Source organism: Sulfurimonas sp. ST-25, from assembly GCF_048079205.1.
GTDB lineage: Bacteria > Campylobacterota > Campylobacteria > Campylobacterales > Sulfurimonadaceae > Thiomicrolovo > Thiomicrolovo sulfuroxydans.
Genome location: NZ_CP182225.1, coordinates 233,885 through 259,002, shown reverse-complemented (window position 1 = coordinate 259,002; position 25,118 = coordinate 233,885). Strand labels below are relative to the sequence as shown.

Here is a 25,118-nt window from a genome sequence, read left to right as displayed (position 1 = left end):
TTTCCTTAAGTGATATGCATATGCGGCAAGGCGGGTTTGCACCGCCTTTTTCAAGCCGCGTATTATACTCTATGTTCATTTAAGGGTCTCTCAAGGTTGGTTTTCGGGCCGAAAAGGTACAATGATGCATCTTGACATCCGGACCCATTTTTATGACGCTTTTTGACGCTCTCATCCTCGGCATCGTCGAGGGAATTACCGAATATCTCCCCGTCTCTTCCACCGCCCACCTCTACCTCGCCGGACAGATGCTCGGTCTCAAGCAGGACACCTTCCTGACCGCCTTCGAAATCATTATCCAGATCGCCCCGATCTTCTCGGTCATGCTGATCTACCGCGAACGGCTCATGCAGAGCACAGCGCTCTGGATCAAGCTCATCGCCGCGTTCATCCCGACGGGCATCGTCGGTCTGCTCTTTCACAAACAGATCGAGGCGATGTTCGCCGCCAACTCCACCGTCGCCCTGATGATCCTCACCGGGATCGCTTTCCTCGCCGTCGAGTTCGCGTACAAACCCAAGGCGCACGCCGTCAAAGACCTCGAGGGGGTCAGTATGAAACAGGCCCTCACCGTCGGTGTCTTCCAGGTCTTCGCCCTGGTGCCGGGGGTCTCGCGCTCGGGGATGACGATCCTCGGCGGGATGCTCGGCGGGCTGTCGCGGGACACGGCCATGGCATTCTCGTTCCTGCTGGCCATCCCGACGATGGGCGCCGCCTCGGGCTATACGCTGCTCAAGGAGTACTCGTCCCTCTCCTTCGAGCATTTCGGCGCACTGGCCATCGGCTTCGTCGTCTCCTTTGTCGTCGGCTGGGTTGCCGTCAAAACCTTCCTCGCCGTCGTCTCGCGCTACAGTTTCAAACCCTTCGGCGTCTACCTCATTGCCAGCGGTCTGCTGTACGGGCTCTTCGGCGTCGAACTCGTCCACTGAAACAGCTGCATTAGCCAAAAACCCGAGGCTTCCGTCCAACGCCCTTTGGCTATAATCGCGGCATGAAACCGATCGAACACGTAAGAAACGCCCTGTCCGACCTCGACAAAGAGGTGCAGGCGATCCTGATGGATATGAAGCTCAACCTGACCCAGAAAGATAACGCGATGCTGCCGCTGCTGCAGCAGCAGAAGGTCCTCAAACAGACCCTCGAGGATCTCGAATACCTCGAAGCGCATCCGCCCTCACCGAACCAGCCGTGCGGGATTTCAAAATACCGGGAAGATTAAAATATGGGGATGGGGCAGAGGCCCCGTAGGGGTCAGGCCTCTTTGCTTTTGAACAGCAGCCGGTCGAAGGAGAGGTTACCGGCGCCGTGCGTCAGCAGGACGAAAAGCATAATCAAATAATACAGCGGGATTTCGAACCCGTTGTTGCCCGACTGGAAGCCGTTGGGCAGGTGCACAAGGGTAATGGCAACGAGCATGACGACCATCAACGGAATGGAGATCAGCCGCGTAAATAGCCCCAGTGTCAAGAGCACGACACCCGACGCTTCCGTCGTTGCCGCCAGGTATGCTTGCAGCGTGGGCATTGGGAGGCCCATAGAAGCGAACCATTCGGCCACGGAGCCGATATCGTTCCACTTCATCTTCGCCGGTTCATAAAAACCGTAGGCGAGGATCAGCCGTACGAAAAGCAGTGCGACACTCTGGAGCTTTTCCACGGCCGGTTCGACGATTTTACATAGGTTGGAAAGCTGGCATTGCATGGCGGCTCCTTTCCTGCGCGAAACTCACTGCTGCGGGGTCACCCGCCGCATTTGCCCTGGCCGCATTTGCCTTTGGGCTTCTCTTCTTTTTTCTCACCGTTGCATTTGGCGTTCATGTTCGCTTTTTGCTCGCCGTTGCACTTGGTATTCATGTTCGCTTTTTTCTCACCACTGCATTTGGTTGCCGGTGTTTCCATTTTCTCACCGTTGCATTTCGCAAAGGCCGACGTCGCTCCGATCCCCGTCATCAGGGCCGCTCCGAGCAGCATGGCCGCCAACTTGTACGTTTTCATCCTACACTCCTTGTGTTCGATCTGTCTGAAAGCATTGTAGCGGGAAGGGCTCAATACCATCAACAAACATGATCGCACAGCATCAATAACGTTTCATAAACAGTTTTTTCGGTGGTTTGGATAAAAAGAAGTAATGAGGAACTCTCCTCCAGATACCTGCGGCACATGCACAGAAAAGGTGGGCTGCTATGTTCCCATCCTGACCCAGTGCCTCGCCTACGCATTGCACAGGTCTAAAGGAGAGCGTTCAAAACAGCGAACTGTCCTGAGCGCTGGTGTAATTATACCGCATCACGCCCCGGAATGCAACTCTCAGCTTCCGGTTTTGCACCAATGGGATTTGAGGTTGAGCAGCAGCAGCCAGAGCACCGCCACGTCGATCATCACGTCGGCAAAATTGAAGACGGCAAAATCGAAGCCGCAGTGCCAGTAGACGTAATCCACCACTCCCGGGTGCACAAAACGGTCATAGACGTTGGAGAGGCCCGCACCCACCAAGATACCGACCGGGAGCATGTAGCAGGTTTTTTTCAGCCGCATAACGTACACAAGTACCCCCGCGATCAGCAGCAGTTGCAGCCACTTGAGCCATGATTCCAGGAAAGCGAACATCGAGAAAGCGACCCCTTTGTTATAGACGAGGGTCAGATCGATACAGTCGCTGTAGAAACGGTAGCCGCCCAGGAAAAGCGCCTTGATGTTCTGGTCGATGATGAAGATCCCGGCCAGGGCCAGGAAGAGTGCGAGCACGCCCCTAGTCATTGAGGGCATGCCTGAAGAAGCCGCTGAGGCGCTCCATCTCCGCGGTCATCGCTTCGCGGTCCCGCCCTTCGAGCAGGAGGCGCAGTTTGTTCTCCGTCCCGCTGTAGCGGATAAGATGGCGCATGCCGGCGGCCTCGATCCCCTGCAGCACGTCGGCAAGCCCGTCGATGGCGTCCAGCGGTTTTTTCGTTTTGACATTGAGGTTGACGAGCATTTGCGGATAGAGTTCGAACGGGTGCAGCGCGGCGGATGCCTTCGTATTGTTCATCAGCACCATCGCCAGCACCTGCAGTGCTGTCACCAGGCCGTCTCCGGTCTTGGCGAAATCGTGCATGATGACGTGCCCGCTCTGCTCGCCGCCGAAGTTGATGCCGTGTTCGCGCATCGCCTCCAGCACGTACTTGTCCCCGACGCCGCAGCGGTGGAGTGTGAGCCCGGCGGCGGCCATCGCGTCTTCAAGGGCCTGGTTGCTCATCACCGTCGCCACGATCCCGTCGCCCTTGAGCAGGCCGTACTTGTGCATGAAAAGCCCCAGCGCACCGAGCAGCTGATCCCCGTCGACCACCTCGCCCTTTTCATCCACCACGACCAGCCGGTCCGCATCGCCGTCGAGGGCGAAACCGATGTCGGCACGGTACTGCTTCACCGCTTTTTGGACGTCTTTGGGGTGCAGCGCGCCGCACCCCTCGTTGATATTAAAACCGTCAGGAGCGTTGTGCAGTACGATCACTTCCGCCCCCAGCTCTTCAAGGACCGTCGGACCGACCTTGTAGCCCGCGCCGTTGGCGGTATCGAGGACGATGCGCATCCCCTGCAGACTGAGCACATCGGGAAATGAGTTCTTGAGCTGGACGATATAGCGGCCGATGACGTCGTCGATCCGCTTCGCCGAACCGATGGCGCGCCCCGTCACCTGCGCCTTGGCGATCTGTGCGTCATCCCGGTAAATCGCTTCGATCTGCGCTTCGACCTCTTCGGAGAATTTGTTGCCGTGGGCGTCGAAGAGCTTGATACCGTTATCTTCAAAGGAGTTGTGGCTCGCCGAGATCATAATGCCCGCATCGCAGCGCATGTTCTCGGTCAGGAAGGCAATGGCCGGCGTCGGCATCGGGCCGATCTGTACGACGTCATACCCCACCGCCGTCAAGCCGCTGACAATGGCGTTTTCGATCATATAGCCGCTGCGCCGCGTATCTTTGCCCAGCAGAATCTTCTTCGTTTTTGAGCTCTTTTTGAAGTAGATCCCCGCTGCCATTGCCGTACGCATCGCCAGCTCCGCCGTTAAAAATGTTCCCGCTTCACCACGTACGCCGTCGGTCCCGAATAATTTCATTTCTACCCTTCTCATCGCCCTGAAAGCGGGGGATACACTAAAGTTTAACTTAAATTTAATTATTTTTAAGGTAGTATTCTACCCTAAATTTTTTTCCAGAAGGATAAAGGCTATGGCAAACCATAAGTCATCAATGAAACGTATCCGTCAGACTGAAAAACGTACGGAACGTAACAGATTTTACCGCACGCGCCTGAAAAACATCGTCAAAGCTGTCCGCGCAGCCATCGATGAAGGCAACAAAGAAGCAGCATCTGCCGCTATGACTGTCGCTAACCAGCAGATCCACAAGTTCGTCAGCAAAGGGATCCTGAAAAAAGAGACAGCTTCCCGCAAAGTCAGCCGCCTCCAGAAGGCCGTAAACGGCCTTTAATTAGTACGCCAACGGAGCAAAGCCCCGTTGACTACGCTAACGCTAAGTTCGCCTTGGCGGCGAGCCTGCGCGCAGTTAAACCGCGCTTTCCCTCCCCAACTATCTTTTCAAAATAGTATCATTATTCGCTATTGCAAATGGGAGTAGACATGCTTTCTGACAAACTGACCCCTTTTATCGACCGTTACAACGAGCTCAGCGAACTGCTCAGCAGTCCCGACATCGCCAACGACGTCAAACGGATGACCGCGCTCTCCAAAGAGCAATCCTCTCTGCAGGACATCGTCGATACGGCCAAGGCCTACAAACAGCTGCTCGTGGACATCGAAGAGAACAAGTCCCTCGTGTACGACGACGAACTGGGAGAACTGGCCAAAGAGGAGCTCAAAACCCTCGAACCGCAGGTCCCCGTGATGGAGGAGGAGATCAAGGTCCTCCTACTGCCGACGGACCCCAACGACGAGCGCAACATCATTCTGGAGATGCGCGCGGGCACCGGCGGGGACGAAGCCGCAATCTTTGTCGGCGACCTCTTTACCGCCTATACCCGCTACGCGGAAGTCAAAGGATGGAAGATCGAACTGATCAGCTCCAGCCCCTCCGACATGGGCGGCTACAAAGAGATCACGGCCCTGATCAAGGGCGACAAAGTCTACAGCCGTCTGAAATTCGAAGGGGGGACCCACCGTGTGCAGCGGGTCCCGGCGACGGAGTCCCAGGGACGCGTCCACACCTCGGCGATCACCGTGGCCGTCATGCCCGAAGCGGACGACGTCGACGTCAAAATCGACCCGAACGATCTCAAGATCGACGTCATGCGTTCCAGCGGCTGCGGCGGGCAGTCCGTCAATACGACCGACTCCGCGGTGCGCATCACCCACCTGCCTACCGGCATCGTCGTCACCAACCAGGACCAGAAATCGCAGCACAAGAATAAAGAGAAAGCAATGAAGGTCCTGCAGGCGCGCCTCTTCGAGATCGAGCAGCAGAAAGCCCAGGAGGCGGAGGGTGCCGCGCGCAAGGAGCAGGTCGGGACCGGCGACCGCAGCGGCCGCATCCGTACCTACAACTACCCGCAGAACCGCATCTCCGACCACCGCATCAACCTGACGCTCTACCGCCTCAACGAGATCATGACCGGCGGCCTCTTCGACGAGATTATCGATCCCCTCATCGCCGACGCCCAGGCAAAAAGCATGGAGGCCGCAGGCCTCTAAGCGGCATCGCTGCCCGTGCTATCCTCCGAGAGGACTTCCTCCGGAGCGACTGTTAAGTGCTAAGTGCTAAGTGCTAAGTGCTAAGTGAAGGATGTCGGGTTCCGCTTCTTCTGTACAAGTCCGAAACGGTAATTAGCGGGTCGGGCGGATCACCAAGGAATGGAATATCCCGAAAGCGGCAGCCTTTCGCATTTTCTTCTTTCGGGTTCGGTTTCTTCTTTGTGCGAGCAAAGAAGAAAGGGAACAAAAAAACTATTTAACGTCTAAAACCGTCTCAAACGTTTTCTCTACGAGCCCTTTGAAGGTAATCGTCCCCTCTTCCAGCCCGAGATAGAGCGTCTCTCCACTTTTGGGGTAGACATTCGCTTTGTCGCCGACAAGTTCTTCACGGTTGGCGCGGTAGAAACAGGCCGCCATCCCCGTCCCGCAGGCGAGCGTCTCGTCCTCGACTCCGCGTTCATAGGTCCGCACCCGGATGGAGCCGTCACTGTCGACGCTGGCAATGTTGACGTTGGCGTTGTGCTCGAAGCGCAGGGCACGCGCCTCTTCGGGGTCGAAGTTATCCATGTCGGCATCAAAGGTGACAAGGTGGGGCACGCCCGTATCGAGCAGCCACCACTTTTTCCCGCCCGCAACGATGTCATCACGCAGGATCTTCGGCGGGGTCAGATCGCTCTGTACCATCTCCCCCTCCACTTCCGCACCGATGACGCCCGCTTCCGTCAGGAAGGTCATGTTCGCCGGTGCCAGGCCGTTGCTGTAGGCGTAGTGCGCGCAGGCACGGCTGCCGTTGCCGCACATCTCCGCCGTCGAGCCGTCGCTGTTGTAGAACTGCCACTCGAAATCGTACTCGACATGCGGCACAAGGACGATCAGGCCGTCAGCCCCGACACCGCTTTGGCGATCACAGAGGGTGCGTGCCAGTTCGGAGCGGTCTCTTGCGATAAAGCTGTGAAAGAGGACAAAGTCGTTACCGCTCGCGCTGTATTTGGCGATCATCATCGTTTATGCCTTTTGAGTAATATCAGTAATGGAAGTGTAGTGGGTATTGGTTGAAAGGTTATTTAGGCTTTATATTTGGCTTTGATCATCTCAACAAAGGCCTCGCACTCAGCCTGAAGTTGTTTGAGGTTGCCGCTGTTGTCGATGACCCAGGTCGCGCGCTTCTTCTTCTCCTCGATGTCCATCTGGGACTCGATGCGGCGCAGCGCCTCGGCCTCGTCGAAGCCGTTGCGTTTCATAAACCGCTGCAGCTGCGTCGCTTTGGGAGTGTAAACGACAACGGAGTCCGCGATGGGATAGGCCTGCGTCTCGAAGTAGAGCGGGATGTCGATCAAGTAGGGGAATTTGAAAGCGTCCTGGCGTTCGCTCTCCTCCTCGATCGCCTGACGGATCTTGGGGTGCAGGTAAGCTTCGAGCGTCGCTTTGGCCGTGGGGTCGGAGAAGATCACCTTCCCCAGTTCGCTGCGCAGGACCTTGCCGTTTTCGACATAGTGTGCGCCGAAGGTCTCGGCGACCCATCCGCTGTGCTCGTCCAGCAGCCTGTGCGCGATCGCATCGGCGTCGATGACCCGCAGGCCGTGCAGGGCCAGCAGGGAGGCGACGGTACTTTTGCCCGTCGCGATCCCCCCGGTCAGTGCGATCGCGTATTCAAACGCCATCACAGCCCCCTGGGAAGGCGTGGGCGCTCCAAGAGCACTTCTTCCAGGGCGCCCGCTGCTGATGTAGCTTTGCGGAATTTCACAGGGCGTAAGCCCGAGGACAACGCGGACACAGCGTCAGCGTAGTCGGAGGGGCTTTGCTCCTTCGGCGTACTCATAATGGAAGCCATTTAGTTGCGGATGATCCCGAGGTAGGTTTTACGGATGTAGTTCGGCATCGCGAACGCGGCCGGGTGGATATCGGTGTTGTAATACTCCAGCCCGTCGAGCATGTCCGCACGGTGGAGGTTGATGTCCGCCGTCGGGTGGTTGCCCTTGCTGGCCAGCAGGAGGGTCTCCTCATTGGCTAGGCGGTAAGGCATGATCACCTTGAAATAGTTGCCCAGCACACCGAGCAGCACCGTATTGGCCTGGACTTCCTCGAGCGAAGCGTGGCGCATGGAAACGACCCCCTCTTCGCTGAGAACGCGGCTGATGTGCCCGGCCACCGCCGCATCGACATCCGCTTCGCAGAGAACGACGTCGACACTGCCGTCGGCGACTTCGCGCAGCGCGTCAAGGCTGGCCGGGGCATGGACGACAACGACGCCCTCATGGCGCGCCACTTCCGTCTGAAGGCGTTCGGGCGCATTGCTGATCACCAGAACATTCTGGGGCGCCTTGTGGGTACACATCGGGACGTGTACCATCATTTCAGGGTAGACAAACTCTCTCATTTTCTCAATTCCTTGGGGGCTTTGGGCACCTCTGAATTACCCTACGTGAGCTCAGCAGTGCAGAAAATGTCATAGTCAAGGCGCTACTTTGGAGGCCTAGCCAAAGCTAGGGCGAAAAGTGGCAACGCCGAATATGGCTTTTTCTGCACTGCCCTTCGGGAGGGCATCTGAAGCACGATCTTTTCTCCGTTTCCCACTTGACTTAGCCAAAGCTAAGCCCGCGCAGCAAACAAAAAAAATCTCATGCTTCACATGTCCTCTGAGATTCACGTAGGGTAATTCAGAGGTGCCCTTGGGCCGAAAGTGGCGCGATTTTAGCATCTTACATTTAAACCGGAATGAAGAAAATCCCAACTTCTCACCGGCCAAGCTTTGGACGCGCCGAACATGTAGGCGAAGCATAACGCATCTGCGCTGAAAGCCCCTGCCAAACCCTATCCTAACCCCACCTTCGCTATACTTCCATTAATAATCATCTGGAGCGATCTATGAGTCAAATCAGCTACAAAGACGCCGGTGTCGATATCGACGCCGGGAACAGTTTCGTCGAGAACATCAAGCCCCTGGTCAAGTCGACCCGCATCCCCGGTGTCCTGGGCGGGATCGGCTCTTTCGCCGGCGCCTTCGAGATGCCGGCAGGCTACAAAGAACCCGTGCTCCTCGCCGCGACCGACGGGGTCGGCACCAAGCTGAAACTGGCCATCGACTCCGGCAAACACGACACGGTCGGCATCGACCTCGTCGCCATGTGCGTCAACGACCTCATCTGTAACTTCGGCACCCCGACCTTCTTCCTCGACTACTATGCCACGGGCAAACTCGAGGTCGATGTCGCGACCGCCGTCGTCAGCGGAATCGCCGAAGGATGCCGCCAGGCCGAATGCGCCCTGATCGGCGGTGAAACAGCGGAGATGCCGGGCATGTACTCCAAAGATGACTACGACCTCGCCGGCTTCGCCGTCGGCGTCGCGGAGAAGAGCGAGCTCGATACTCCCGCCAACGTCCGCGCGGGCGACAAGCTGATCGCCCTGCCGAGCTCCGGCCTCCACTCCAACGGCTTCTCCCTGGCGCGCAAGGTTCTGTTTGAGAAGATGGGGATGAAATTCGACGACGACTTCAACGGCACGCCGCTCATCGACGCCCTGCTCGCGCCGACGCGCATCTACGTCAAGACCTTCAAGCAGCTCAAACCGAAGATCCAGGCGATGGCGCACATCACCGGCGGCGGCCTCGTCGAGAACCTGCCGCGCGTTCTGCCCGAGGGCCTGCGCGCCGTCATCAAAGGCGACGACGTCCGCGTCCTGCCGATCTTTGAACTGATGAGCGAACACGTTGCCCGCGACGAGATGTTCCGCGCCTTCAATATGGGTGTCGGCATGGTCCTCGTCGTCCGTCCCGACGATGTCAACGCCGTCCTCGACGCGACCGACGGCTACCTGATCGGCGAGATCGAACCGGGCGACAAAGAGGCCCGGATCGTCTAAACCGTTTCAGACAACTTCTCTTGAAAAGCAGAGCACCCCGCCCGGGGGCCTTGTATCCTCTCCCGCCACACCTCTAGCAGACCTGCATCGACACATAACGATATTGCCTTTCGGCGAAGCCTATGAAAACCAACACCATGCCTCGGCATACATCTGTTTTGGATACGTGAAGCCGATCGGATGTTTCGAAACATATGGATAAGAAAACGGAACCCGCCCGGGGTTCAGCAGTTCGGGCGGCCGTTAAAGGGAGGAAACGGAACGAATCCGTTAAAGCGCGCGGCGCCGAGCACCGCACGGAAAGGTTGAGCGGAAGGTTATTCCGCCGCCTCGTATTTGTCGTAGCGCGGGAAGATGAAGGTTGATTCGCGGTCGACGGCGATCTTCTCTTTGTCGTCAATGGCATAGGCATGGATCTTGATCGGCAGTACCGTATCCTTACGCTCATCTTTGACCAGCTCCTCCGTCGTATAGAGGCGGACGATTTTCTTCTTCTTCACGCCCGGATGGACGGTGAAGGGTTTGGTCGGCTTGAGAATTTTGATCTTGCCTTCCATCCCCTTCGGTGCCTCGATGTCGAAATAGAACTTATGGTCTTTATCCTGCGTATTCTGCAGAAGGAAGATGTAATCGTTCTCGACCAGCGTTTTGCCTTCCGGCGTCTTCTCGATCGCATAGAGGCGGTTCTCTTTGTTGATGTTAAGCAGCATATGCTCCTTCTTGCTTCCCATCATACCGAGAACGACCATGATGATGACCAGGACGACGGCATAACCGATAATCTTCGGACGCAGGTAGTGCGTTTTGCCTTTCTGGAACAGCACCTCTTTTTCGCTCGACCAGCGGACCAGCGACGGACGTCCGAGCGCACCCATAACTTCCGTACAGGCGTCGACACACTCGAGGCAGTTGATACACTCGAGCTGCAGCCCCTGGCGGATATCGATGTGGGTCGGACAGACGGTCACACAGCTTTCACAGGTCGTACACTCCGCATTCGGCTCGACCGCCTGCAGATCCTTCTGTTTGGTGTACTGCTTGTGCTTCGCTTCGTCGTAGATCTCGCCACCGCGGTGCGGATCGTAGATCGCCATCACCGTATCTTCGTCGTACAGGACCGACTGGATACGGGAGTAGGGACAGACGTAGACACACCAATTCTCTTTGAACCAGACGACGTCGACCACGAGGAAGAGCGTCGTGATCAGCAGGATCCCGACGAGGATCAGGTGGTCACCCGCGTTCATCAGGTACGGGAAAAAATCCTCCGGCGGGACGAAGAACCACAGGAAGTTCGCCGTTGCCAGCAGGGAGAGCGCCGTCCAGAGCGCAATGGCGACAACACGCTTGGCCTTGTTCTCCGGCTTGCTCCAGTCAGGCTCTTTCTGCTTGTTCTTGATCCGCTTGCGCAGTTTCAGGATCTTCGTTTCGATCAGGTCGCGGTAGATGACGCGGAAGATCGTCTGCGGACAGACCCAGCCGCAGAAAACACGGCCGCCCAGTACCGTCATCCCGAAGACCCCGATAAAGAGGATCATCAGAATGAACGGCATAAGGTACATCTCCTGCATGTCGAACTGGACAAACGCCAGGTGCAGTTTGAGCTTGTCAAAGCTCAACAGGAAAATATGGTTGCCGTTGATCGTAATCCACGGCAGTACCAGCGACACGATGGTCATCCCCACGAAAAACCAGTAGCGTTTTACGCGGTAGGAAACCCACCCTTTTAAATACTCTTTTTTACTGACCTTGGCCGGTCCGGCCTGGCCTGAGACTTCTGCCTGACTCACTGTCTACTCCTTTTCATTGACTTGCGGACATTCGATCGTTTCGATAATGCTGGCTTCGGCATTGTCCACGTTTTCCAAAAAACTGCTTCCCATCGCCACCTCTTTGAGCTCCCGCGACTCGATGTAGTCTTTCAGGGAACTCCGGCTCACATCCAATACTCTAGCGATCTCGCTGACACTCTGTCCCTCCCGAAGCGAACCGATGATCACCTCGAGATAAGGGTCGAACTTCGAAGAGGAACGGCTCCCTTTCGGGCGGCCGATCACCTTCTTCTCCACCGACTGTATCGTCTGCCGCAACTGGTCAACCAACCCCATCGCGACGATAATATCACTTTGCGCATTCAAGACGATTGAAGGTTTGATCAAGTGGGTTTCGATGCCGTTTTTCAGCAGACAGCTAAACATCTGCACGACATCCTCGATATTGCTGCTGAGCACCCACAGGTCGTAGATCAGCAGCGTACCGCCCATGTGTTCGGGCTGGCGCATATAACGCACAGCCTCGTCACGTTCACTGAGGCGGCTGTTCTGCGACAGCTGATCAACCATCTCGTCTTCGATCACCAGATCATGTTTCTTGGCATAGGCACTGATCACTTTCAGCTGTTCGTATACACCGTGAAAGTGGCTGTCGGCACGGATATAACTGAATATCATTGACGTATAAACCTTTCGCATTCTCCAGTTTCAACGTCATTCTACCCTTTTTGGCGAAGTAATGTCAATGTTTTATCAGTTTTTTTCGTCACATTTTTATCTCATTTTCTCCGAAAAGTTCAAAAGCGCTATAATGGCTGCAATCCAAGACCCCCCAAGGCAGTGCGACAGGAGCCGACGTGAACAGCCTCTTTATCGAATTCCGCGACCCGCTATTCGGCATCATCGTCTTCGTCGCCCTGATCTTCATCATCGCGTTCGTGAGCTACTGGTGGGGACGGCTGCGCAGCAAGGAGGACCACCGCTACCTCGAACGCTTCCTCCGCTCGTTTACCAAGCCCCCCTCCCAGACCGAACTCCACCGCGAGATTGGCAGCAGCGCCGTCTCGCAGAAGTCATGGCTGCTCGTCGCCCAGACCTATGTGCAAAACGGCGATTTCGAACAGGCCGTCGCGATCTACCGCAGCCTTCTGGAGATGCAGCACGAGCCCCACCGTCGCCGCGAACTGCTGCTGCTGCTCGCCCAGACCTATTTTAAAGCCGGCTTCCTGGAGCGGTGCGAGACGATCCTGCTCAAGATCCTCGGCCGTTTTCCCCGCACGCCGCAGGCGCTGAAGCTGCTGCTTTTCACCTACGAACGGCTCCGGAGTTTTGACAAGGCCCTGCAGGTGCTCGAACCCCTCGACGAACTCGGCAACGACATCGCCGGCGACCGCCGCTACCTCGAAACCGTCAGCCTGCTGCAGGACGCCCGAACCGATACGGCGGCGAAATGCCGGCGGCTCGCCGAAGAGTACCGCGAACACCACACCCTCACCTACCTCACCTTCGAATACCTTTTCCGCCACGACCCGGCAGTGGCCTGGGCGGCCCTGGAGCTCTCCGCCAGCCGCATCATCGCGGACATCCTGTGGTATTTACCCGAGGAGCACCTGAATTTGGATATAATTTCAGGTGATGGCTATTTGCGGCAGCTGTATAGCGCCAGAGGAAGCGTGAATCTTGCTCAGAACAGTTCCGAATTCGAACTGGATGTTTTGATCAAACTTCGCCAAAGCGGCCAAAGCGGGGCAACCCTGCAGTTTGAATACCTGTGCGGCCACTGCAAGCAGATCTTCCCTTTCCCGTTCCACCGCTGCCCGAACTGCCATACGATCGATTCCGTCGTCACCGAACCGCTGCTGGGCAAAGCCGTAGCGGATTTCGCCCCGTCGGAACGCTCGGAAAGGGCTTACGAAGTATGAAACATATCACCCTGTTCAGTGACGGTTCCGCCCTGGGCAACCCCGGCCCCGGCGGCTACGGGACGATCCTGCGCTTCGGCGACAAAGAGCGCGAGCTCAGCGGCGGCGAACCCCATACGACCAACAACCGTATGGAACTGCGCGGCGTCATCGAAGGTCTCAAAGCCCTCAAAGAGCCCTGCGACGTGGAGATCGTCTCGGACTCCTCCTACGTCGTCAAGGGGATCAACGAGTGGCTTCAGAACTGGATCAAACGCGATTTCGCCAAGGTGAAGAACCCCGATCTCTGGCGTGACTACATCGTCGCCAGCGCCCCCCACCGTATCAAAGCGACCTGGGTCCGGGGCCATGACGGCCACCCGGAAAACGAACGCTGCGACACCCTGGCCCGGGGCGTCGCCGAAAAGATGAAAAGAGGATAAGCATGGACCAGATGGCGCGTATTGAGCAGACGCTCGGCTACACCTTCGAAAACAAACAGCTGCTGCGCGAAGCCCTGACGCATAAAAGTTTCAAACAGCCCTACAATAACGAACGCCTCGAATTCCTGGGCGACGCCGTCCTCGACCTCATCGTCGGCGAGTACCTCTTTGAGCACTTCCCCAAGCACGACGAGGGCAAACTCTCCAAGATGCGGGCCTCCCTTGTCAACGAAGAGGGTTTCGCGCGCCTGGCCAACCATATCAAGCTGGGCCAGGCCATCTTCCTCTCCAACGCCGAAGAAAACAACGGCGGACGCACCAAACCCTCTCTGCTCTCCAACGCCTTCGAAGCCGTGATCGGCGCCATCTACCTCGAAGCGGGACTCGCCCCGGTCAAAACGATCGCGACCACCCTGCTGGAGAGCGTCTATAAAGAGATCTCCCTCGACACCCTCTTCAAAGACCACAAGACGGCGCTGCAGGAGCTGACCCAGGCGCACTTCGGCATCACCCCCGAGTACCGCCTCGTGGGCAGCAGCGGCCCTGACCACAAGAAAGAGTTCACCATCGCCATCGTGATCGACGGCAAGGAGTACGCCAAAGCCACCGGCAAGAGCAAAAAAACCGCCCAGCAGGAGGCGGCCCAGCAAACCATCGCCCGACTCAAAGAGGAGCTTTCATGAACCGTTTCGGCATCCGCTTCAGTTTCACCACCTTCGGCGAATCCCACGGCAAGGCGATCGGCTGCGTCGTCGACGGCGTTCCCGCCGGCCTCACGATCGACGAGGCCTACATTCAGCGCGAGCTCGACCGCCGCAAGCCGGGACAGAACGCCTACGCCACGGCCCGCAAAGAGGACGACGCGGTCGAGATCCTCAGCGGGGTATTCGAAGGCAAAAGCACCGGCACCCCGATTGCGATGGTCATCTACAACACCAACCAGAAATCCAAAGACTACTCCAATATCAAAGATATCTTCCGCCCCGGCCACGCCGACTACACCTACTGGCACAAGTTCGGCATCCGCGACTACCGCGGGGGCGGGCGTTCCAGTGCCCGCGAAACGGCGGCCCGCGTCGCGGCGGGGGCCATTGCCAAACTGATGCTGCGCGAGGTCGGCATCACCGTCAAAAGCGGCATCAGCGAGATCGCGGGGATCGCCGCAAGCAGCTTCGACTTCGACCACGTCGTCACCAGCGAGATCTACGCCCTCGATCCCAGCGTGGAGCAGGCGCAAAAAGACGCGATCCTGCTCGCCAAAAACGACCATGACTCCGTCGGCGGGGTCGCACAGGTCCATATCGAGAACCTTCCGGTGGGCCTCGGCGAACCGCTCTACTACAAGCTCGACGCCGTCCTCGCCGACGCGATGATGGGCATCAACGCCGTCAAGGCCGTCGAGATCGGCGACGGCCTTCTGGGGACGCGCCTGCACGGGTCAGAGAACAACGACCCAATACGCAACAGCGGCTTCGAATCCAACCACAGCGGCGGCATCCTCGGCGGGATCAGCAACGGGGACGCGGTTCGCCTCAGCGTCTACTTCAAACCGACCCCCTCCATTTTCCGAGAGCAGCACACGACCACCACCGAGGGCGAAGAGGTCGATTTCGCGCTCAAGGGACGCCACGACCCCTGCGTCGCCATCCGCGGTTCCGTCGTCTGCGAAGCGATGGCCGCCCTTGTCGTCGCCGATATGCTCCTGCTCAATATGGGGCGCACCATAGAGGGAGTCACACGCTATTACCACGTGTAAAGCGTGCTGCCCAAACTTCATCCACCGCATCCTTTCGCATTAAGCTTTCCGGGGTTATAATCAATGTAACTCATATAACCGAAGGATGCTCTTTCCATGAGTCCCACACAAAAATGCTATCTCCTCGACACCTCAGTCATTCTCGATGATCCGGCCAACATCCTGCGCATTTCCGAGAACAACAAAAATATTGTCGCCATCACCAACACGGTGCTTGCCGAGCTCAATAACAAAAAAGACGACATGCGCTCGGACGCCGGCTTCCGGGCCCGGGAGTTCTTCCGGCTCGCCGATTACGAGGTGGGGCAGACCCTGACCTTCGACGCCCTGCCCGAACCGCTGCGCCGTTCGCGCGAGACGGCGCCCAACAACAGCGACTGCTACTACCGTCTCACCCTCCCCTTCGCCCCGGACCTCAACCCCGAGGCGGAGGGCGACACGAACGTCGAGCTGCTGATCATCTACCGCGAAGAGTACCGCATTGCCAAATCCTACTCCGAACCGAAGGGCTTCAACGACGCCAAGATCGCCGAGATCGCCGCGGACTACCATCTCAAGCTCGTCACCAACGACATCTCGTTCAAAATCGCAGCCGAAGTGCAGGGGATCGAGGCGCAGAGCCTGAAAAATGCCAGCGTCGAACGCCCCGACGCCATCGAGTTCGCCCACACCGTCACCTACCACGAGGAACCCGTCCTCGACCCGCAGAACGACTTCCGCAATTTTGAACAGTTCAGCTTTATCCAGGAGGCCACCAGCGAAGGGCACAACGAGATATATGAAACCGGGCTGCAGCGCTATGCGCTCACCTACAACGGCCACCTGGAGTGGTGCGACTTCGACAAGCGCTTCGGGGAGTATTTCGACGAGACCCTGATCCGCCCCATCAACCTGGAGCAGAAGTTCTACTACACCATTCTCACCCATCCCCAGAACCACCTGACCGTCGTCGCCGGCTCCACCGGTTCGGGCAAAACCCTGATGGCCCTGCAGGCGGGACTGGAGATGGTCAAAGAGGGGATCGTCGAGGGGATCGTCTACGCGCGCAATACCGTCACCGCTTCCGATCCGCAGGCGGAACTGGGCTTCCGCAAAGGGGACGAACACGAGAAGCTCGGCTACTTCATGTACCCGCTCTACTCCGCCATCAACTACACCATCGAGCACCAGAACAAACACTCCATCGAATCACAGGTGGAGTTCACCGGCAATACGAACTCCACCAAGCGCGAAAACGCGACGGAGCTTTTCATGGCCAAGTACAACATCGAGGTAATGGATATCGCCCACATGCGCGGGACGACGATCTCGCGCAAATTCGTCATCATCGACGAGGCGCAGAATATGACGAACGCGACGATGAAGCTGATCGGGACCCGGATGGGCGACGAGACGCGCCTCGTCGTCATGGGCGACCCGCACCAGATCGACCACCCCTTCCTCTCCAAGCGCCGTAACGCCCTGGTGACCATGCTCAACAAAGCCCAGCACAGCGACTTCCTCGCCGGCATCCAGCTGCGCCACACCATCCGCTCCGAAGTCGCCAACTGGTTCGACAAGAACCTGTAAAGGCAGACTTCTCCAGGAGCACCTCACCGCTAGAGGGCGAGCGAACCGAACCGGCGCGGATACCAGAGCTTCAAAAACGTGCGCCGCGGAACAACCACGGCACCCAGATCGCTCTTGTACTTCATGTAGGGATGCCCCAGATTCCAAAAGCGCAACCCGGCCTTTTGCAGATGCCGGCCCAGCAGGACCAGCTGCAGTGTTCCCCAGCTGCTGTAGCGCCGTTCGGCACTGTGGAACCCCGAGAGGCTCGTATAGACGTTGTTGGCCGTAATGTAACCGATCTCGCCGGCAACGAGGGTACCGGTCCCCTCGTCGAACAGCTCCACGCTAAAGAGCCTGAAAGCTTCACTGCTGTTCGCATTCAGACGCCGCATCAGCGTCTCGTACTTCCCGACCATCCAACATGCGTCATGCGAGGCCTGTATCCCGCGGACAACGTCGTCGAATGCCGTGTTGAACGCGAGCCGGTAGTTCGCCCCCCGCAGCAGTTTCGCCACCTTTTTGCTGACATGCATCTCATCGAAACGCAGCAGCGCGTACGCCCGCTGGATCTCCCCCAGCAGAAGCTGGCTGCCGCCATACTCCAGCGACACGCTGATGAAGCCGGCATTGGCGAGCGCAAGGTACATCGCCTCGGAAAAATCGTCGCTCCAGTAGTAGTCGTGCTCCATGTCGCGGTAGATCTTCTCAAGGAACCGGAGATCCCAGAGATCTTTGCGGTCAATCCGGTAAACCATCACATACCGCCTTTGTCAACTGCTCCGGGCACTTTCTCATCCGTACTCTCATCGGCTACAACATACTCCGCACGCCGATCGCATACCAGAGGATGATCAGGTTCAGAAAGAAGATCCCCAGCGAACTCCCCCGCGAGAGGAACTGCTGCCATTTCGTCCGGCTGATCATGTGCGTTTTGAAGGCGATCACTAAATGAACAAACGTTAACATCGTCAAAACGATGACCAGGTAGACCTTGTGGTGCATCATCTGCGACAGTTCCGAGTCGTAGGCGTATTTGAAGACCTCGTGGAAACCGTGGTGCAGATAGAGCAGCGTCCCCGTCACCCAGAGCGAGACCAGCCAGAAGACCTCGAACCAGCCGTAGATGGGCCCCAGATGCTCATAGGTCTGCCGCTGGGCCTCTTTGTCGCGCAGCAAGACGCCCAGCGCGAAAAGCAGCAGCGACCCGCCGATCCATGCCGTTGCGGAAAGAATATGAACATATAAAATAAAATGCATACTGGATTGTAGACTATCCGGGGTAAAAAAGAGGATGTTCAGGCCAAAGAGGGCCCGAACAAGTAGAAGTTAAAAGTCGCCTTTGGCGGCACGCTCCGGAATCTCTTCCATCGCTTTTTTGACAGAGAGAGCCATCGTGAGCATATCGGCCGGGAGCGGGTGGCCGCCGTGGATCGCCAGCGTCATGTCCATCGCCACAAGGAAGCGCTCACCGCTGCCGTATTCGACCAGCATAATGCGGCACGGCATGAATCCGCCGTACCAGCGGGAGTAGTTCAGGAACACCTTCGCGATTGGAAGGCTGCAGAGCGAGAAGATGCGCGCATGCTTGATTTCAGTCGCCGCGGCGTCATCTTTCGTATACATTTTGACGTCACCCGTGATACGCATGTTGTACTCTTCGGCCAGTGCCTTGATCAGTTCCGCCGCATCGTCGTTCGTGACTTCATCACTGATCTTCCACTCTTTCATCATGGCCCGCGCTGCATCCCCGTTTTCCAGGATGTTGCCGAACATCTTCATATACGCCGGAAGGGCACCGCCGTCAAGCTGCTGTACTTTGCCGCCGAACATCGCGTATCCGCCGATCACCGCGACCAGTGTCACGGCACCGATCAGTGCCAGTATGTTTTTGAACATTATTATCTCCTTGTGAACGTTTGAAAGGCGGCATTGTACAGAAAAAGTCGGCATTTAAGCAACAGCCGCTGATAAAAAAAAGGGGGAAATCGTTAATGATAGGAGGGGGGAGAGGGGCCGGGCCCCTCGTCATGTCGTCAGATCGGCAGAACGCGGATCTTGTCGGAGAGCTTCTCTTTGAGGGCCGCTTCAATGGCATAGAGCGTTCCCGTACTGGAGCTCGCACAGCCGGAGCAGGCACCGAGGTAGCGGATATAAACGTCAATGTACTCTTCGCCGTCCTTGACGTCGATGACTTCCATGTTCCCGCCGTCCATGATGAGGAACTGGCGGATGTTGTCGTCGACGACCGCGTCGATCGCCTTGATCTTCTGGACCAGGGTCATCGCTTCGAAATCGCCGCCGAGACCGGCTTCGGCCGCCGCTTTCATCTTTTCTTCGTCCATCTCGCGGCGGACGTCGGCGAGGATGTCGACGAGATAGTATTCGCGCGCCTCGTGGCCGCCCGGCTTGATACAGCTTTTACAGAAGCCGCCCGCTTTCGTATAGTCGGTAACCTGCTCGACCGTACTCAGGTCGTTGAGCTTGATCACCTCTTTGAGGGTCGAGAGGCTGACGCGGGCACATTCGCAGACGATGATCTCCTCTTCGAAGCTCTCCGCGTCGACGCCCTTGTAGAGTCCGGCCGCTTTCTTGATGACGTCGTACGCCATGACCGAACAGTGCATCTTCTGCGGCGGAACGGCCGGTACGTCCGGCGTATCGCGCAGCGCCATCTCGACGTCGATGTTGGTGATCTTGACCGCTTCGTCGACCGTCTTGCCCAGACAGAGCTGCGTCATCATATCGGAACTGGCGATCGCCGTCCCGCAGCCGAAGCTCTTGAACTTGGAGTTCTCGATGACGTCGGTCTCCGGGTTGACTTCCCAGTAGAGGCGTACGGCGTCACCGCAGCTCTCCGCACCGAAGTCCGCGACGATCAGCTTGTTGCCGTTCGCGGCCGCTTCCTCTTCCGTGATCTCCCCCTGGTGCTGGGGGTTGTTCATCAGTGTCGTTACCTTGTTGGAGTATTCATCCCACAGGGATGCGCCAAACAGATCATTCTTTGCCATAATGGTTTCCTTCTCTCTCTAATTCTCAGTGCATTTCACACGCAGTGGCTTCACCGCCGGGCGTCGGTTTGACTTTGGCGTATGAGCTGGAGATCGAGCGCAGACGCTCGACAGCCGTTTTGAAGTGATCGATCACGTAATCGACCTCTTCGTCCGTCGTATAGCGGCTAAGGCTCAGGCGGATACCGGTGTGGGCCAGTTCGTGGTCCGCACCGATCGCGAGCATTACCGTGTTGGCTTCGAGGTCCTCGGAGGCGCACGCCGAACCGGTGGAAGCACCGATCGCCGCGTTGTTGAGGTCCCACAGCATCCCTTCGCCCTCGACCCCGCGGATGGAGATGAGGATCGTGTTCGGAGTACGGTGGTCGCGTTCACCGACCGTAAAGGTGTCGGGAATGAGCTTCAGCAGCGCATCTTCGAGGCGGTCGCGCTTAGCGCTGATGCTGGCCATCTTCTCTTCGATATTCACTGTCGCCATTTCCAGTGCCTTGCCCATCCCGACAATGTAGGGGACGTTCAGGGTGCCAGAACGGCGGCCGCCCATGTGCTCGCCGCCGTTGAGCAGCGGGGAGAGGGCCTGTCCGTTACGGATATAGAGTGCCCCGATCCCTTTCGGGCCGTGGAACTTGTGTGCGGACATCGACATGAAGTCGACATGGACCGCCTGGACATCGACGGGGATCTTGCCGACGGCCTGGACGCCGTCGGTATGGAAGAGCACGCCCTTCTCTTTACAGATCTCTCCGATCTCTTTGATCGGGAAGATCATTCCCGTCTCGTTGTTTGCCCACATCACGGAGACCAGCGCCGTCTTGTCCGTAATGAAGCTGCGCAGCATCTGGGCATCGACGACGCCCTGCTCGTTGACCGGGAGGTAGGTTACATTGACGCCCTGCTCCTCCAGGAACTTACAGGTGGAAAGGACGGAGGGGTGCTCCACCTCTGTGGTGATGATATGGTTCTTCTCCCCGTGCAGGATCTTGTCGATCCAGACGGATTTGAGTACCCAGTTGTTCGATTCGGTTGCGCAGGACGTAAAGACGATATCGTCGTCGTCCGACGCGCTGATCGCTGCGTAGACCTGGTCGATCGCTCTCGCGATCGCCGGATGGGACGCAGTGCCGAATTTATGCAGCGAGTTCGGGTTTCCGTACTGCTCGCTGAAAAATGGAAGCATTGCTTCGACGACCGCCGGGTCTACCATGGTCGTCGCATTGTTGTCCATATATACTTGCATCGCTCTTCCTCAATTCACATGTTATTTTGATAACAATTTTAAAAAAGACAAAATTTGTCCTCTTTGTGTGGTGAGATATTAGATCATCTGTCGTTAGATATCCCTTAATCAATTTCAATACTTAAAAAAGCTTAAGAAGTTGCTAGCGCCGAAATCTAAGAGTCGTGTTAATGTAATTAAGGTAGAATTGCGAAATTTTTCTCCGTATTGCCGCATGGGCTGAGCCGGAAGAAACAGAAGATAAAGGTAAGAGATCACCATGGAAATGAGCACCAACAAAATCAACGCAGCCAATGCCGAAATCAGCGCGACGGTCACCGCCGGCGACCTGGACAAGCACTTCGACAACATGGCCAAAGAGCTGAGCAAGCAAGCAAACATCCCGGGATTCCGCAAAGGAAAAGTCCCCGTATCCGCCGTCAAGAAACAGTATGGCGAACGCCTTATGCAAGACGCTGAAAGCCAGGCGGTCCGCGAAGCCCTGAACATCGGTCTGGATGCCCTCAAGATCGCTGCCGATGCCCTGATCGGTGAGCCGCAGTTCTCCAAGTTCGACAAGAAAGAGGACGGTACGATCGAAATGACGATCAAGGTCGCAATGCGCCCCGAGTTCGACCTCGGCGACTATCAGGCCAAGGTTCCCGATTTCAAAGCGCCGAAGATCACTGCCAAAGCGGTCACCGACCGTATCCAGGAGATCGCCAAAGCGCAGGCGCCTTTCGTTGACATCGAAGAGGACCGCGCGGTTGAAGACGGCGACACTGCCGTCATCGACTTTGAAGGCTTCGTCGACGGTGAAGCGTTTGAAGGCGGCAAAGCCGAAGAGTTCCCGCTCAATATCGGAAGCGGCCAGTTCATCCCGGGCTTCGAAGATCAGGTCATCGGCATGAAAGCGGGCGACGAGAAGATGATCGACGTCACATTCCCGGAGAGCTACGGCAGCGAAAAACTGGCCGGCAAACCGGCACAGTTCAAGGTGAAACTGCACAAGATCCAGACAAAAGAGAAGGTCCGCATGGACGCCAAGCTTGCCAAGCAGCTGCTGCCGGGTGAAGAGGACGCGACGATAGATATGGTCAAAGAGCAGGTCCAGAAACAGCTCGAGAACGAAGAGCGCGGCAAGCTCTTCAACGAGAAACTCAAGCCGGAACTCCTCGAGGCCTTCGTCGCCGCATACAACTTCGACCTGCCGGAGTTCGTCGTCGAGCAGGAGATGGACATGGCGCTGAACAACAAAGCGCGCGAAATGAGCGAAGAGGAGCTCGCGGCACTGCGCGATGACCAGGAGAAGGTCAAAGAGCTCCGCGAAACCTTCCGCGACGATGCGACACGCTCCGTGAAAGCGACGTTCATCATCGATGCCCTGGCCAAGGCCGAAGGCATCAACGTCAACGAGCAGGAAGTCATGCAGACGATCTACTTCGAAGCGATGCAGACAGGTCAGGACCCGCAGGCGACCTACGACCACTACAGAGACAGCGGCTACCTGCCGGCGATCCAGATGGCGATGGTCGAAGACAAAGTGCTCAGCGGCCTCCTCAACGCCAAGACGGCGACGACCGAAGAGTAACCCATGAGCTATATTCCGTACGTCATTGAAAAAAGTGCGCGGGGCGAACGCTCTTACGACATCTACTCCCGCCTCCTCAAAGACCGCATCATCATGCTCAGCGGCGAGGTCAATGACGCCGTCGCTTCGACCATCGTCGCTCAGATGCTCTTCCTCGAAGCGGAGGATCCGGATAAAGACATCTACTTCTACATCAACTCCCCCGGCGGTGTCGTCACCTCCGGTATGGCGATCTTCGATACGATGAACTACATCCGTCCCGACGTCGCGACGATCTGTATCGGGCAGGCAGCTTCCATGGGCTCCTTCCTGCTCAGCTCCGGCGCCCAGGGCAAGCGCTTTGCCCTGCCGCACGCGCGCATCATGATCCACCAGCCCCTCGGCGGCGCCCAGGGACAGGCGACGGACATCGAGATCCAGGCCAACGAGATCCTGCGCATGAAAAAAGAGCTCAACGGCATCCTTGCCAAGAACACCGGACAGAGCCTGAAAAAGGTCGAGAAAGATACCGACCGCGACTTCTTCATGAGTGCGGAAGAGGCCAAAGCCTACGGCCTCATCGACGAAGTCCTCGTCAAGAACGCGAAGAAATAAGGCGCATGCAGCTTCCGATCGTCACCTACCCGGACAAACGCCTCAAACAGCTCTCCGAGCCTGTTGAGCGTTTCGACGAAGCCCTCCATACCTTCCTGGACGATATGTACGATACGATGATCGCCTCCAACGGGATCGGCCTCGCGGCCATCCAGGTCGCCAAACCCCTCCAGGTCCTCATCATCAACCTCCCCGACGAGCAGGGCGAACAGGACAAGTCGGAACTGCTGGAGATCATCAACCCGCAGATCGTGCTCAGCGACGGCACGACCTTCTACCAGGAGGGGTGTCTCAGCGTGCCGGGCTTCTACGAGGACGTCGAACGCTTTGAGACGGTCACCGTCAGTTACCAAGACCGTCACGGCAACGAGCAGGTCCTCGAAGCCGACGGCCTGCTCAGCGTCGCCGTCCAGCACGAGATGGACCACCTCGCCGGCAAGCTCTTTATTGAAAAGCTCACCTACACTCGCCGCAAGAAATTCGAGAAAGAGTACAAGCGGATTCAAAAAGAGAAGAAGAACGGCTAACGACACCTCCTTTCCCAGGTGCCAGGTCGCCCCAAACATCTTTTCATTCAACTTTTCCCTCCTTGATATTGTCTTCATCACTCATACCATGGCACACAGCATCACTACACCACACACGAATACTCGCTCTTTTACTAAAACGCTAAACAACAATTAATGTTTTTATAAATTTTATATGGATACCATTCTTCCTGACCTATGGGAGTATTGTCATGAAACAGCTCAAATGTGCCACCCTCGAAGGCATCGACGCACTTCCGGTCACGGTCGAGTCCACGCTGACACGCGGTCTTCCCTCCTTCACCGTCGTCGGCCTGGCCTCCTCCTCAATATCCGAGGCGCGGGAGCGGGTCAAAAGCGCTCTACTGGCAAACGACTTCACCTTCCCGCCCAAACGCATCACGATCAATCTCAGTCCCAGCGACATCGAGAAACACGGCAGCCAGTTCGACCTCGCCATGGCCCTCCTGATCGCCCTAGACAGTTCCGAACGGGACTTCCCGGAGTGGTACGCTTTCGGAGAGCTGGGTCTTGACGGCACGGTCAAGGAGAACCTCATGCTCTATCCGCTGATTCTCTCCCTGGCCAACAGGGGACTGCTGCGCAATGCCCTCGTCCCGATGGAGGCCCTCGATAAACTCTCCAACATTCCCGGGATCACCTTTGTCGGTGCCGGAACGCTTAAAGACGCCATCGCCTTTTTCAAAGAGGAGGAGCATGCAAACATCCGGCCGGCAGCACCGAAACCCATCCCGTTTCCCCATCAGACGTTTCAGGATGTCCGCTACTATTATCAGAAACACTATCCCGAGGACTTCGGGGAGATTCGCGGCCAGGAGGTGGCGAAACGCGCCGCGCTCATCAGTGCGTGCGGCATGCACAACCTTCTCCTCGAAGGAAGCCCCGGTTCCGGGAAGTCGATGATTGCCAAACGGCTGCGCCATATCCTGCCGCCTATGACCGACGGCGAGCTCCTTGACATCGCCAAACTCGACGTGCTGGAAGGGAGAGCGCCCCACTTCACGCCGCTGCGCCCTTTCAGGGCTCCACACCACAGCGGTACCTCCGCCTCCATTTTCGGTGGCGGCTGTCATTTCCAACTAATTATGCTACTTTCCAAATAATTATGCTACTACTTTTTTGAAGAAAGAAATTTCAATCAAAAGGGAGGAACCCATATTTTGCACAGATTGCAAAACAAATATAGTGTTAAGACACG

28 protein-coding genes and 1 other RNA gene are annotated in these 25,118 nt (G+C 57.1%); 14 read left to right on the top strand and 15 right to left on the bottom strand.

The window, feature by feature from the left end:
- Nucleotides 1-152: 152 nt before the first annotated feature.
- Nucleotides 153-929: an undecaprenyl-diphosphate phosphatase gene (locus tag ACM66T_RS01310; protein WP_416768690.1), complete on the top strand. Its 777-nt coding sequence runs from the start codon at nt 153-155 to the stop codon at nt 927-929.
- Nucleotides 930-991: 62 nt separating this feature from the next.
- On the top strand, nt 992-1,219 hold the full coding sequence (locus tag ACM66T_RS01305; RefSeq protein WP_231019856.1) for a hypothetical protein: 228 nt from the start codon (nt 992-994) through the stop codon (nt 1,217-1,219).
- 32 nt (nt 1,220-1,251) lie between these two features.
- Here ACM66T_RS01305 and ACM66T_RS01300 read toward each other — a convergent pair whose 3' ends face one another.
- From ACM66T_RS01300 to glmM, 5 genes are all read right to left on the bottom strand, one after another.
- Nucleotides 1,252-1,701 carry a DoxX family protein gene (locus ACM66T_RS01300; protein ID WP_231019854.1) on the bottom strand — a complete coding sequence of 150 codons (450 nt, stop codon included), beginning with the start codon at nt 1,699-1,701 and terminating at the stop codon, nt 1,252-1,254.
- Between the two features lie 38 nt (nt 1,702-1,739).
- On the bottom strand, nt 1,740-1,994 hold the full coding sequence (locus ACM66T_RS01295; protein WP_231019853.1) for a hypothetical protein: 255 nt from the start codon (nt 1,992-1,994) through the stop codon (nt 1,740-1,742).
- A gap of 142 nt (nt 1,995-2,136) precedes the next feature.
- An RNA gene (gene ffs / locus ACM66T_RS01290) (signal recognition particle sRNA small type) lies at nt 2,137-2,234 on the bottom strand.
- A gap of 72 nt (nt 2,235-2,306) precedes the next feature.
- A complete protein-coding gene (lspA, locus tag ACM66T_RS01285; protein WP_416768689.1) occupies nt 2,307-2,765 on the bottom strand; it encodes a signal peptidase II in 459 nt (152 codons plus the stop codon).
- Complete coding sequence (gene glmM, locus ACM66T_RS01280) at nt 2,749-4,089, bottom strand: phosphoglucosamine mutase (protein WP_231019850.1); 1,341 nt, start codon at nt 4,087-4,089, stop codon at nt 2,749-2,751. Before glmM ends, lspA begins: the two co-directional genes overlap by 17 nt.
- Nucleotides 4,090-4,201: 112 nt before the next feature.
- On the opposite strand from glmM, the gene rpsT reads away from it, so the two are divergent.
- Nucleotides 4,202-4,462: a 30S ribosomal protein S20 gene (gene rpsT, locus ACM66T_RS01275; protein WP_231019849.1), complete on the top strand. Its 261-nt coding sequence runs from the start codon at nt 4,202-4,204 to the stop codon at nt 4,460-4,462.
- Between the two features lie 149 nt (nt 4,463-4,611).
- Nucleotides 4,612-5,679, top strand: coding sequence for a peptide chain release factor 1 (prfA, locus tag ACM66T_RS01270; protein ID WP_231019847.1), 1,068 nt, complete (start codon nt 4,612-4,614; stop codon nt 5,677-5,679).
- A gap of 252 nt (nt 5,680-5,931) precedes the next feature.
- Here prfA and dapF read toward each other — a convergent pair whose 3' ends face one another.
- The 3 genes from dapF to ACM66T_RS01255 all read right to left on the bottom strand — a co-directional run bounded on the left by dapF (nt 5,932) and on the right by ACM66T_RS01255 (nt 8,056).
- Entirely contained in the window at nt 5,932-6,681 is a 750-nt protein-coding gene (dapF, locus tag ACM66T_RS01265; RefSeq protein WP_231019845.1) for a diaminopimelate epimerase, read from the bottom strand.
- Nucleotides 6,682-6,743: 62 nt separating this feature from the next.
- Complete coding sequence (gene coaE / locus ACM66T_RS01260; protein ID WP_231019843.1) at nt 6,744-7,340, bottom strand: dephospho-CoA kinase; 597 nt, start codon at nt 7,338-7,340, stop codon at nt 6,744-6,746.
- A gap of 170 nt (nt 7,341-7,510) precedes the next feature.
- Nucleotides 7,511-8,056: a spermidine synthase gene (locus ACM66T_RS01255; protein WP_231019842.1), complete on the bottom strand. Its 546-nt coding sequence runs from the start codon at nt 8,054-8,056 to the stop codon at nt 7,511-7,513.
- A gap of 488 nt (nt 8,057-8,544) precedes the next feature.
- On the opposite strand from ACM66T_RS01255, the gene purM reads away from it, so the two are divergent.
- The gene (gene purM, locus ACM66T_RS01250; protein ID WP_231019840.1) at nt 8,545-9,540 is read left to right on the top strand and encodes a phosphoribosylformylglycinamidine cyclo-ligase; all 996 of its coding nucleotides are present in this window, start codon (nt 8,545-8,547) and stop codon (nt 9,538-9,540) included.
- A 317-nt stretch (nt 9,541-9,857) separates the two neighbouring features.
- Here purM and ccoG read toward each other — a convergent pair whose 3' ends face one another.
- Nucleotides 9,858-11,330, bottom strand: a complete 1,473-nt coding sequence (gene ccoG, locus ACM66T_RS01245) for a cytochrome c oxidase accessory protein CcoG (protein ID WP_255707385.1) — start codon at nt 11,328-11,330, stop codon at nt 9,858-9,860.
- A 3-nt stretch (nt 11,331-11,333) separates the two neighbouring features.
- A complete protein-coding gene (locus ACM66T_RS01240; protein ID WP_231019838.1) occupies nt 11,334-11,990 on the bottom strand; it encodes a hypothetical protein in 657 nt (218 codons plus the stop codon).
- A 179-nt stretch (nt 11,991-12,169) separates the two neighbouring features.
- Here ACM66T_RS01240 and ACM66T_RS01235 point away from each other — a divergent pair, with 179 nt between their 5' ends.
- From ACM66T_RS01235 to ACM66T_RS01215, 5 genes are all read left to right on the top strand, one after another.
- Nucleotides 12,170-13,234 (top strand): tetratricopeptide repeat protein, encoded by a 1,065-nt coding sequence (locus tag ACM66T_RS01235; RefSeq protein WP_231019836.1) that lies wholly within the window; start codon nt 12,170-12,172, stop codon nt 13,232-13,234.
- Nucleotides 13,231-13,656: a ribonuclease HI gene (rnhA, locus tag ACM66T_RS01230; RefSeq protein ID WP_231019834.1), complete on the top strand. Its 426-nt coding sequence runs from the start codon at nt 13,231-13,233 to the stop codon at nt 13,654-13,656. Before ACM66T_RS01235 ends, rnhA begins: the two co-directional genes overlap by 4 nt.
- Before the next feature lie 2 nt (nt 13,657-13,658).
- A complete protein-coding gene (rnc, locus tag ACM66T_RS01225; protein WP_231019833.1) occupies nt 13,659-14,339 on the top strand; it encodes a ribonuclease III in 681 nt (226 codons plus the stop codon).
- Nucleotides 14,336-15,412, top strand: a complete 1,077-nt coding sequence (aroC, locus tag ACM66T_RS01220) for a chorismate synthase (RefSeq protein WP_231019832.1) — start codon at nt 14,336-14,338, stop codon at nt 15,410-15,412. Before rnc ends, aroC begins: the two co-directional genes overlap by 4 nt.
- Before the next feature lie 96 nt (nt 15,413-15,508).
- On the top strand, nt 15,509-16,981 hold the full coding sequence (locus tag ACM66T_RS01215; RefSeq protein ID WP_231019830.1) for a PhoH family protein: 1,473 nt from the start codon (nt 15,509-15,511) through the stop codon (nt 16,979-16,981).
- A 29-nt stretch (nt 16,982-17,010) separates the two neighbouring features.
- On the opposite strand, the gene ACM66T_RS01210 is transcribed toward ACM66T_RS01215, so the two are convergent.
- From ACM66T_RS01210 to ACM66T_RS01190, 5 genes are all read right to left on the bottom strand, one after another.
- Entirely contained in the window at nt 17,011-17,718 is a 708-nt protein-coding gene (locus tag ACM66T_RS01210; protein ID WP_231019828.1) for a GNAT family N-acetyltransferase, read from the bottom strand.
- 55 nt (nt 17,719-17,773) lie between these two features.
- The gene (locus ACM66T_RS01205; protein ID WP_231019825.1) at nt 17,774-18,220 is read right to left on the bottom strand and encodes a hypothetical protein; all 447 of its coding nucleotides are present in this window, start codon (nt 18,218-18,220) and stop codon (nt 17,774-17,776) included.
- A gap of 69 nt (nt 18,221-18,289) precedes the next feature.
- Entirely contained in the window at nt 18,290-18,859 is a 570-nt protein-coding gene (locus ACM66T_RS01200; RefSeq protein ID WP_231019823.1) for a DUF302 domain-containing protein, read from the bottom strand.
- 137 nt (nt 18,860-18,996) lie between these two features.
- The gene (locus ACM66T_RS01195) at nt 18,997-19,971 is read right to left on the bottom strand and encodes an iron-sulfur cluster assembly scaffold protein (RefSeq protein ID WP_231019822.1); all 975 of its coding nucleotides are present in this window, start codon (nt 19,969-19,971) and stop codon (nt 18,997-18,999) included.
- A 25-nt stretch (nt 19,972-19,996) separates the two neighbouring features.
- A complete protein-coding gene (locus ACM66T_RS01190; protein WP_231019820.1) occupies nt 19,997-21,208 on the bottom strand; it encodes a NifS family cysteine desulfurase in 1,212 nt (403 codons plus the stop codon).
- 259 nt (nt 21,209-21,467) lie between these two features.
- Here ACM66T_RS01190 and tig point away from each other — a divergent pair, with 259 nt between their 5' ends.
- The 4 genes from tig (at nt 21,468) to ACM66T_RS01170 (ending at nt 25,023) form a co-directional block, all read left to right on the top strand.
- Nucleotides 21,468-22,778, top strand: coding sequence for a trigger factor (gene tig, locus ACM66T_RS01185; protein ID WP_416768688.1), 1,311 nt, complete (start codon nt 21,468-21,470; stop codon nt 22,776-22,778).
- Between the two features lie 3 nt (nt 22,779-22,781).
- Entirely contained in the window at nt 22,782-23,372 is a 591-nt protein-coding gene (gene clpP / locus ACM66T_RS01180) for an ATP-dependent Clp endopeptidase proteolytic subunit ClpP (protein WP_231019816.1), read from the top strand.
- 5 nt (nt 23,373-23,377) lie between these two features.
- Nucleotides 23,378-23,899, top strand: a complete 522-nt coding sequence (def, locus tag ACM66T_RS01175) for a peptide deformylase (protein ID WP_231019814.1) — start codon at nt 23,378-23,380, stop codon at nt 23,897-23,899.
- Nucleotides 23,900-24,111: 212 nt separating this feature from the next.
- Nucleotides 24,112-25,023 carry a magnesium chelatase domain-containing protein gene (locus ACM66T_RS01170; protein ID WP_231019812.1) on the top strand — a complete coding sequence of 304 codons (912 nt, stop codon included), beginning with the start codon at nt 24,112-24,114 and terminating at the stop codon, nt 25,021-25,023.
- The last annotated feature ends 95 nt before the right edge of the window (nt 25,024-25,118 follow it).

What these genes read in the sequence shown, in the direction of transcription:
- ACM66T_RS01305 (WP_231019856.1), top strand. Translation starts at nt 992, where the DNA reads ATGAAACCGATCGAACACGTAAGAAACGCCCTGTCCGACCTCGACAAA.
- def (WP_231019814.1), top strand. Translation starts at nt 23,378, where the DNA reads ATGCAGCTTCCGATCGTCACCTACCCGGACAAACGCCTCAAACAGCTC.
- ACM66T_RS01195 (WP_231019822.1), bottom strand. Translation starts at nt 19,971, where the DNA reads ATGGCAAAGAATGATCTGTTTGGCGCATCCCTGTGGGATGAATACTCC.
- aroC (WP_231019832.1), top strand. Translation starts at nt 14,336, where the DNA reads ATGAACCGTTTCGGCATCCGCTTCAGTTTCACCACCTTCGGCGAATCC.
- ACM66T_RS01295 (WP_231019853.1), bottom strand. Translation starts at nt 1,994, where the DNA reads ATGAAAACGTACAAGTTGGCGGCCATGCTGCTCGGAGCGGCCCTGATG.
- rnc (WP_231019833.1), top strand. Translation starts at nt 13,659, where the DNA reads ATGGACCAGATGGCGCGTATTGAGCAGACGCTCGGCTACACCTTCGAA.
- ACM66T_RS01170 (WP_231019812.1), top strand. Translation starts at nt 24,112, where the DNA reads ATGAAACAGCTCAAATGTGCCACCCTCGAAGGCATCGACGCACTTCCG.
- tig (WP_416768688.1), top strand. Translation starts at nt 21,468, where the DNA reads ATGGAAATGAGCACCAACAAAATCAACGCAGCCAATGCCGAAATCAGC.
- ACM66T_RS01190 (WP_231019820.1), bottom strand. Translation starts at nt 21,208, where the DNA reads ATGCAAGTATATATGGACAACAATGCGACGACCATGGTAGACCCGGCG.
- lspA (WP_416768689.1), bottom strand. Translation starts at nt 2,765, where the DNA reads ATGCCCTCAATGACTAGGGGCGTGCTCGCACTCTTCCTGGCCCTGGCC.
- ACM66T_RS01200 (WP_231019823.1), bottom strand. Translation starts at nt 18,859, where the DNA reads ATGTTCAAAAACATACTGGCACTGATCGGTGCCGTGACACTGGTCGCG.
- prfA (WP_231019847.1), top strand. Translation starts at nt 4,612, where the DNA reads ATGCTTTCTGACAAACTGACCCCTTTTATCGACCGTTACAACGAGCTC.
- rnhA (WP_231019834.1), top strand. Translation starts at nt 13,231, where the DNA reads ATGAAACATATCACCCTGTTCAGTGACGGTTCCGCCCTGGGCAACCCC.
- coaE (WP_231019843.1), bottom strand. Translation starts at nt 7,340, where the DNA reads ATGGCGTTTGAATACGCGATCGCACTGACCGGGGGGATCGCGACGGGC.
- clpP (WP_231019816.1), top strand. Translation starts at nt 22,782, where the DNA reads ATGAGCTATATTCCGTACGTCATTGAAAAAAGTGCGCGGGGCGAACGC.
- ACM66T_RS01205 (WP_231019825.1), bottom strand. Translation starts at nt 18,220, where the DNA reads ATGCATTTTATTTTATATGTTCATATTCTTTCCGCAACGGCATGGATC.
- ACM66T_RS01240 (WP_231019838.1), bottom strand. Translation starts at nt 11,990, where the DNA reads ATGATATTCAGTTATATCCGTGCCGACAGCCACTTTCACGGTGTATAC.
- ACM66T_RS01210 (WP_231019828.1), bottom strand. Translation starts at nt 17,718, where the DNA reads ATGGTTTACCGGATTGACCGCAAAGATCTCTGGGATCTCCGGTTCCTT.
- ACM66T_RS01255 (WP_231019842.1), bottom strand. Translation starts at nt 8,056, where the DNA reads ATGAGAGAGTTTGTCTACCCTGAAATGATGGTACACGTCCCGATGTGT.
- ACM66T_RS01310 (WP_416768690.1), top strand. Translation starts at nt 153, where the DNA reads ATGACGCTTTTTGACGCTCTCATCCTCGGCATCGTCGAGGGAATTACC.
- glmM (WP_231019850.1), bottom strand. Translation starts at nt 4,089, where the DNA reads ATGAAATTATTCGGGACCGACGGCGTACGTGGTGAAGCGGGAACATTT.
- rpsT (WP_231019849.1), top strand. Translation starts at nt 4,202, where the DNA reads ATGGCAAACCATAAGTCATCAATGAAACGTATCCGTCAGACTGAAAAA.
- dapF (WP_231019845.1), bottom strand. Translation starts at nt 6,681, where the DNA reads ATGATGATCGCCAAATACAGCGCGAGCGGTAACGACTTTGTCCTCTTT.
- purM (WP_231019840.1), top strand. Translation starts at nt 8,545, where the DNA reads ATGAGTCAAATCAGCTACAAAGACGCCGGTGTCGATATCGACGCCGGG.
- ACM66T_RS01215 (WP_231019830.1), top strand. Translation starts at nt 15,509, where the DNA reads ATGAGTCCCACACAAAAATGCTATCTCCTCGACACCTCAGTCATTCTC.
- ACM66T_RS01300 (WP_231019854.1), bottom strand. Translation starts at nt 1,701, where the DNA reads ATGCAATGCCAGCTTTCCAACCTATGTAAAATCGTCGAACCGGCCGTG.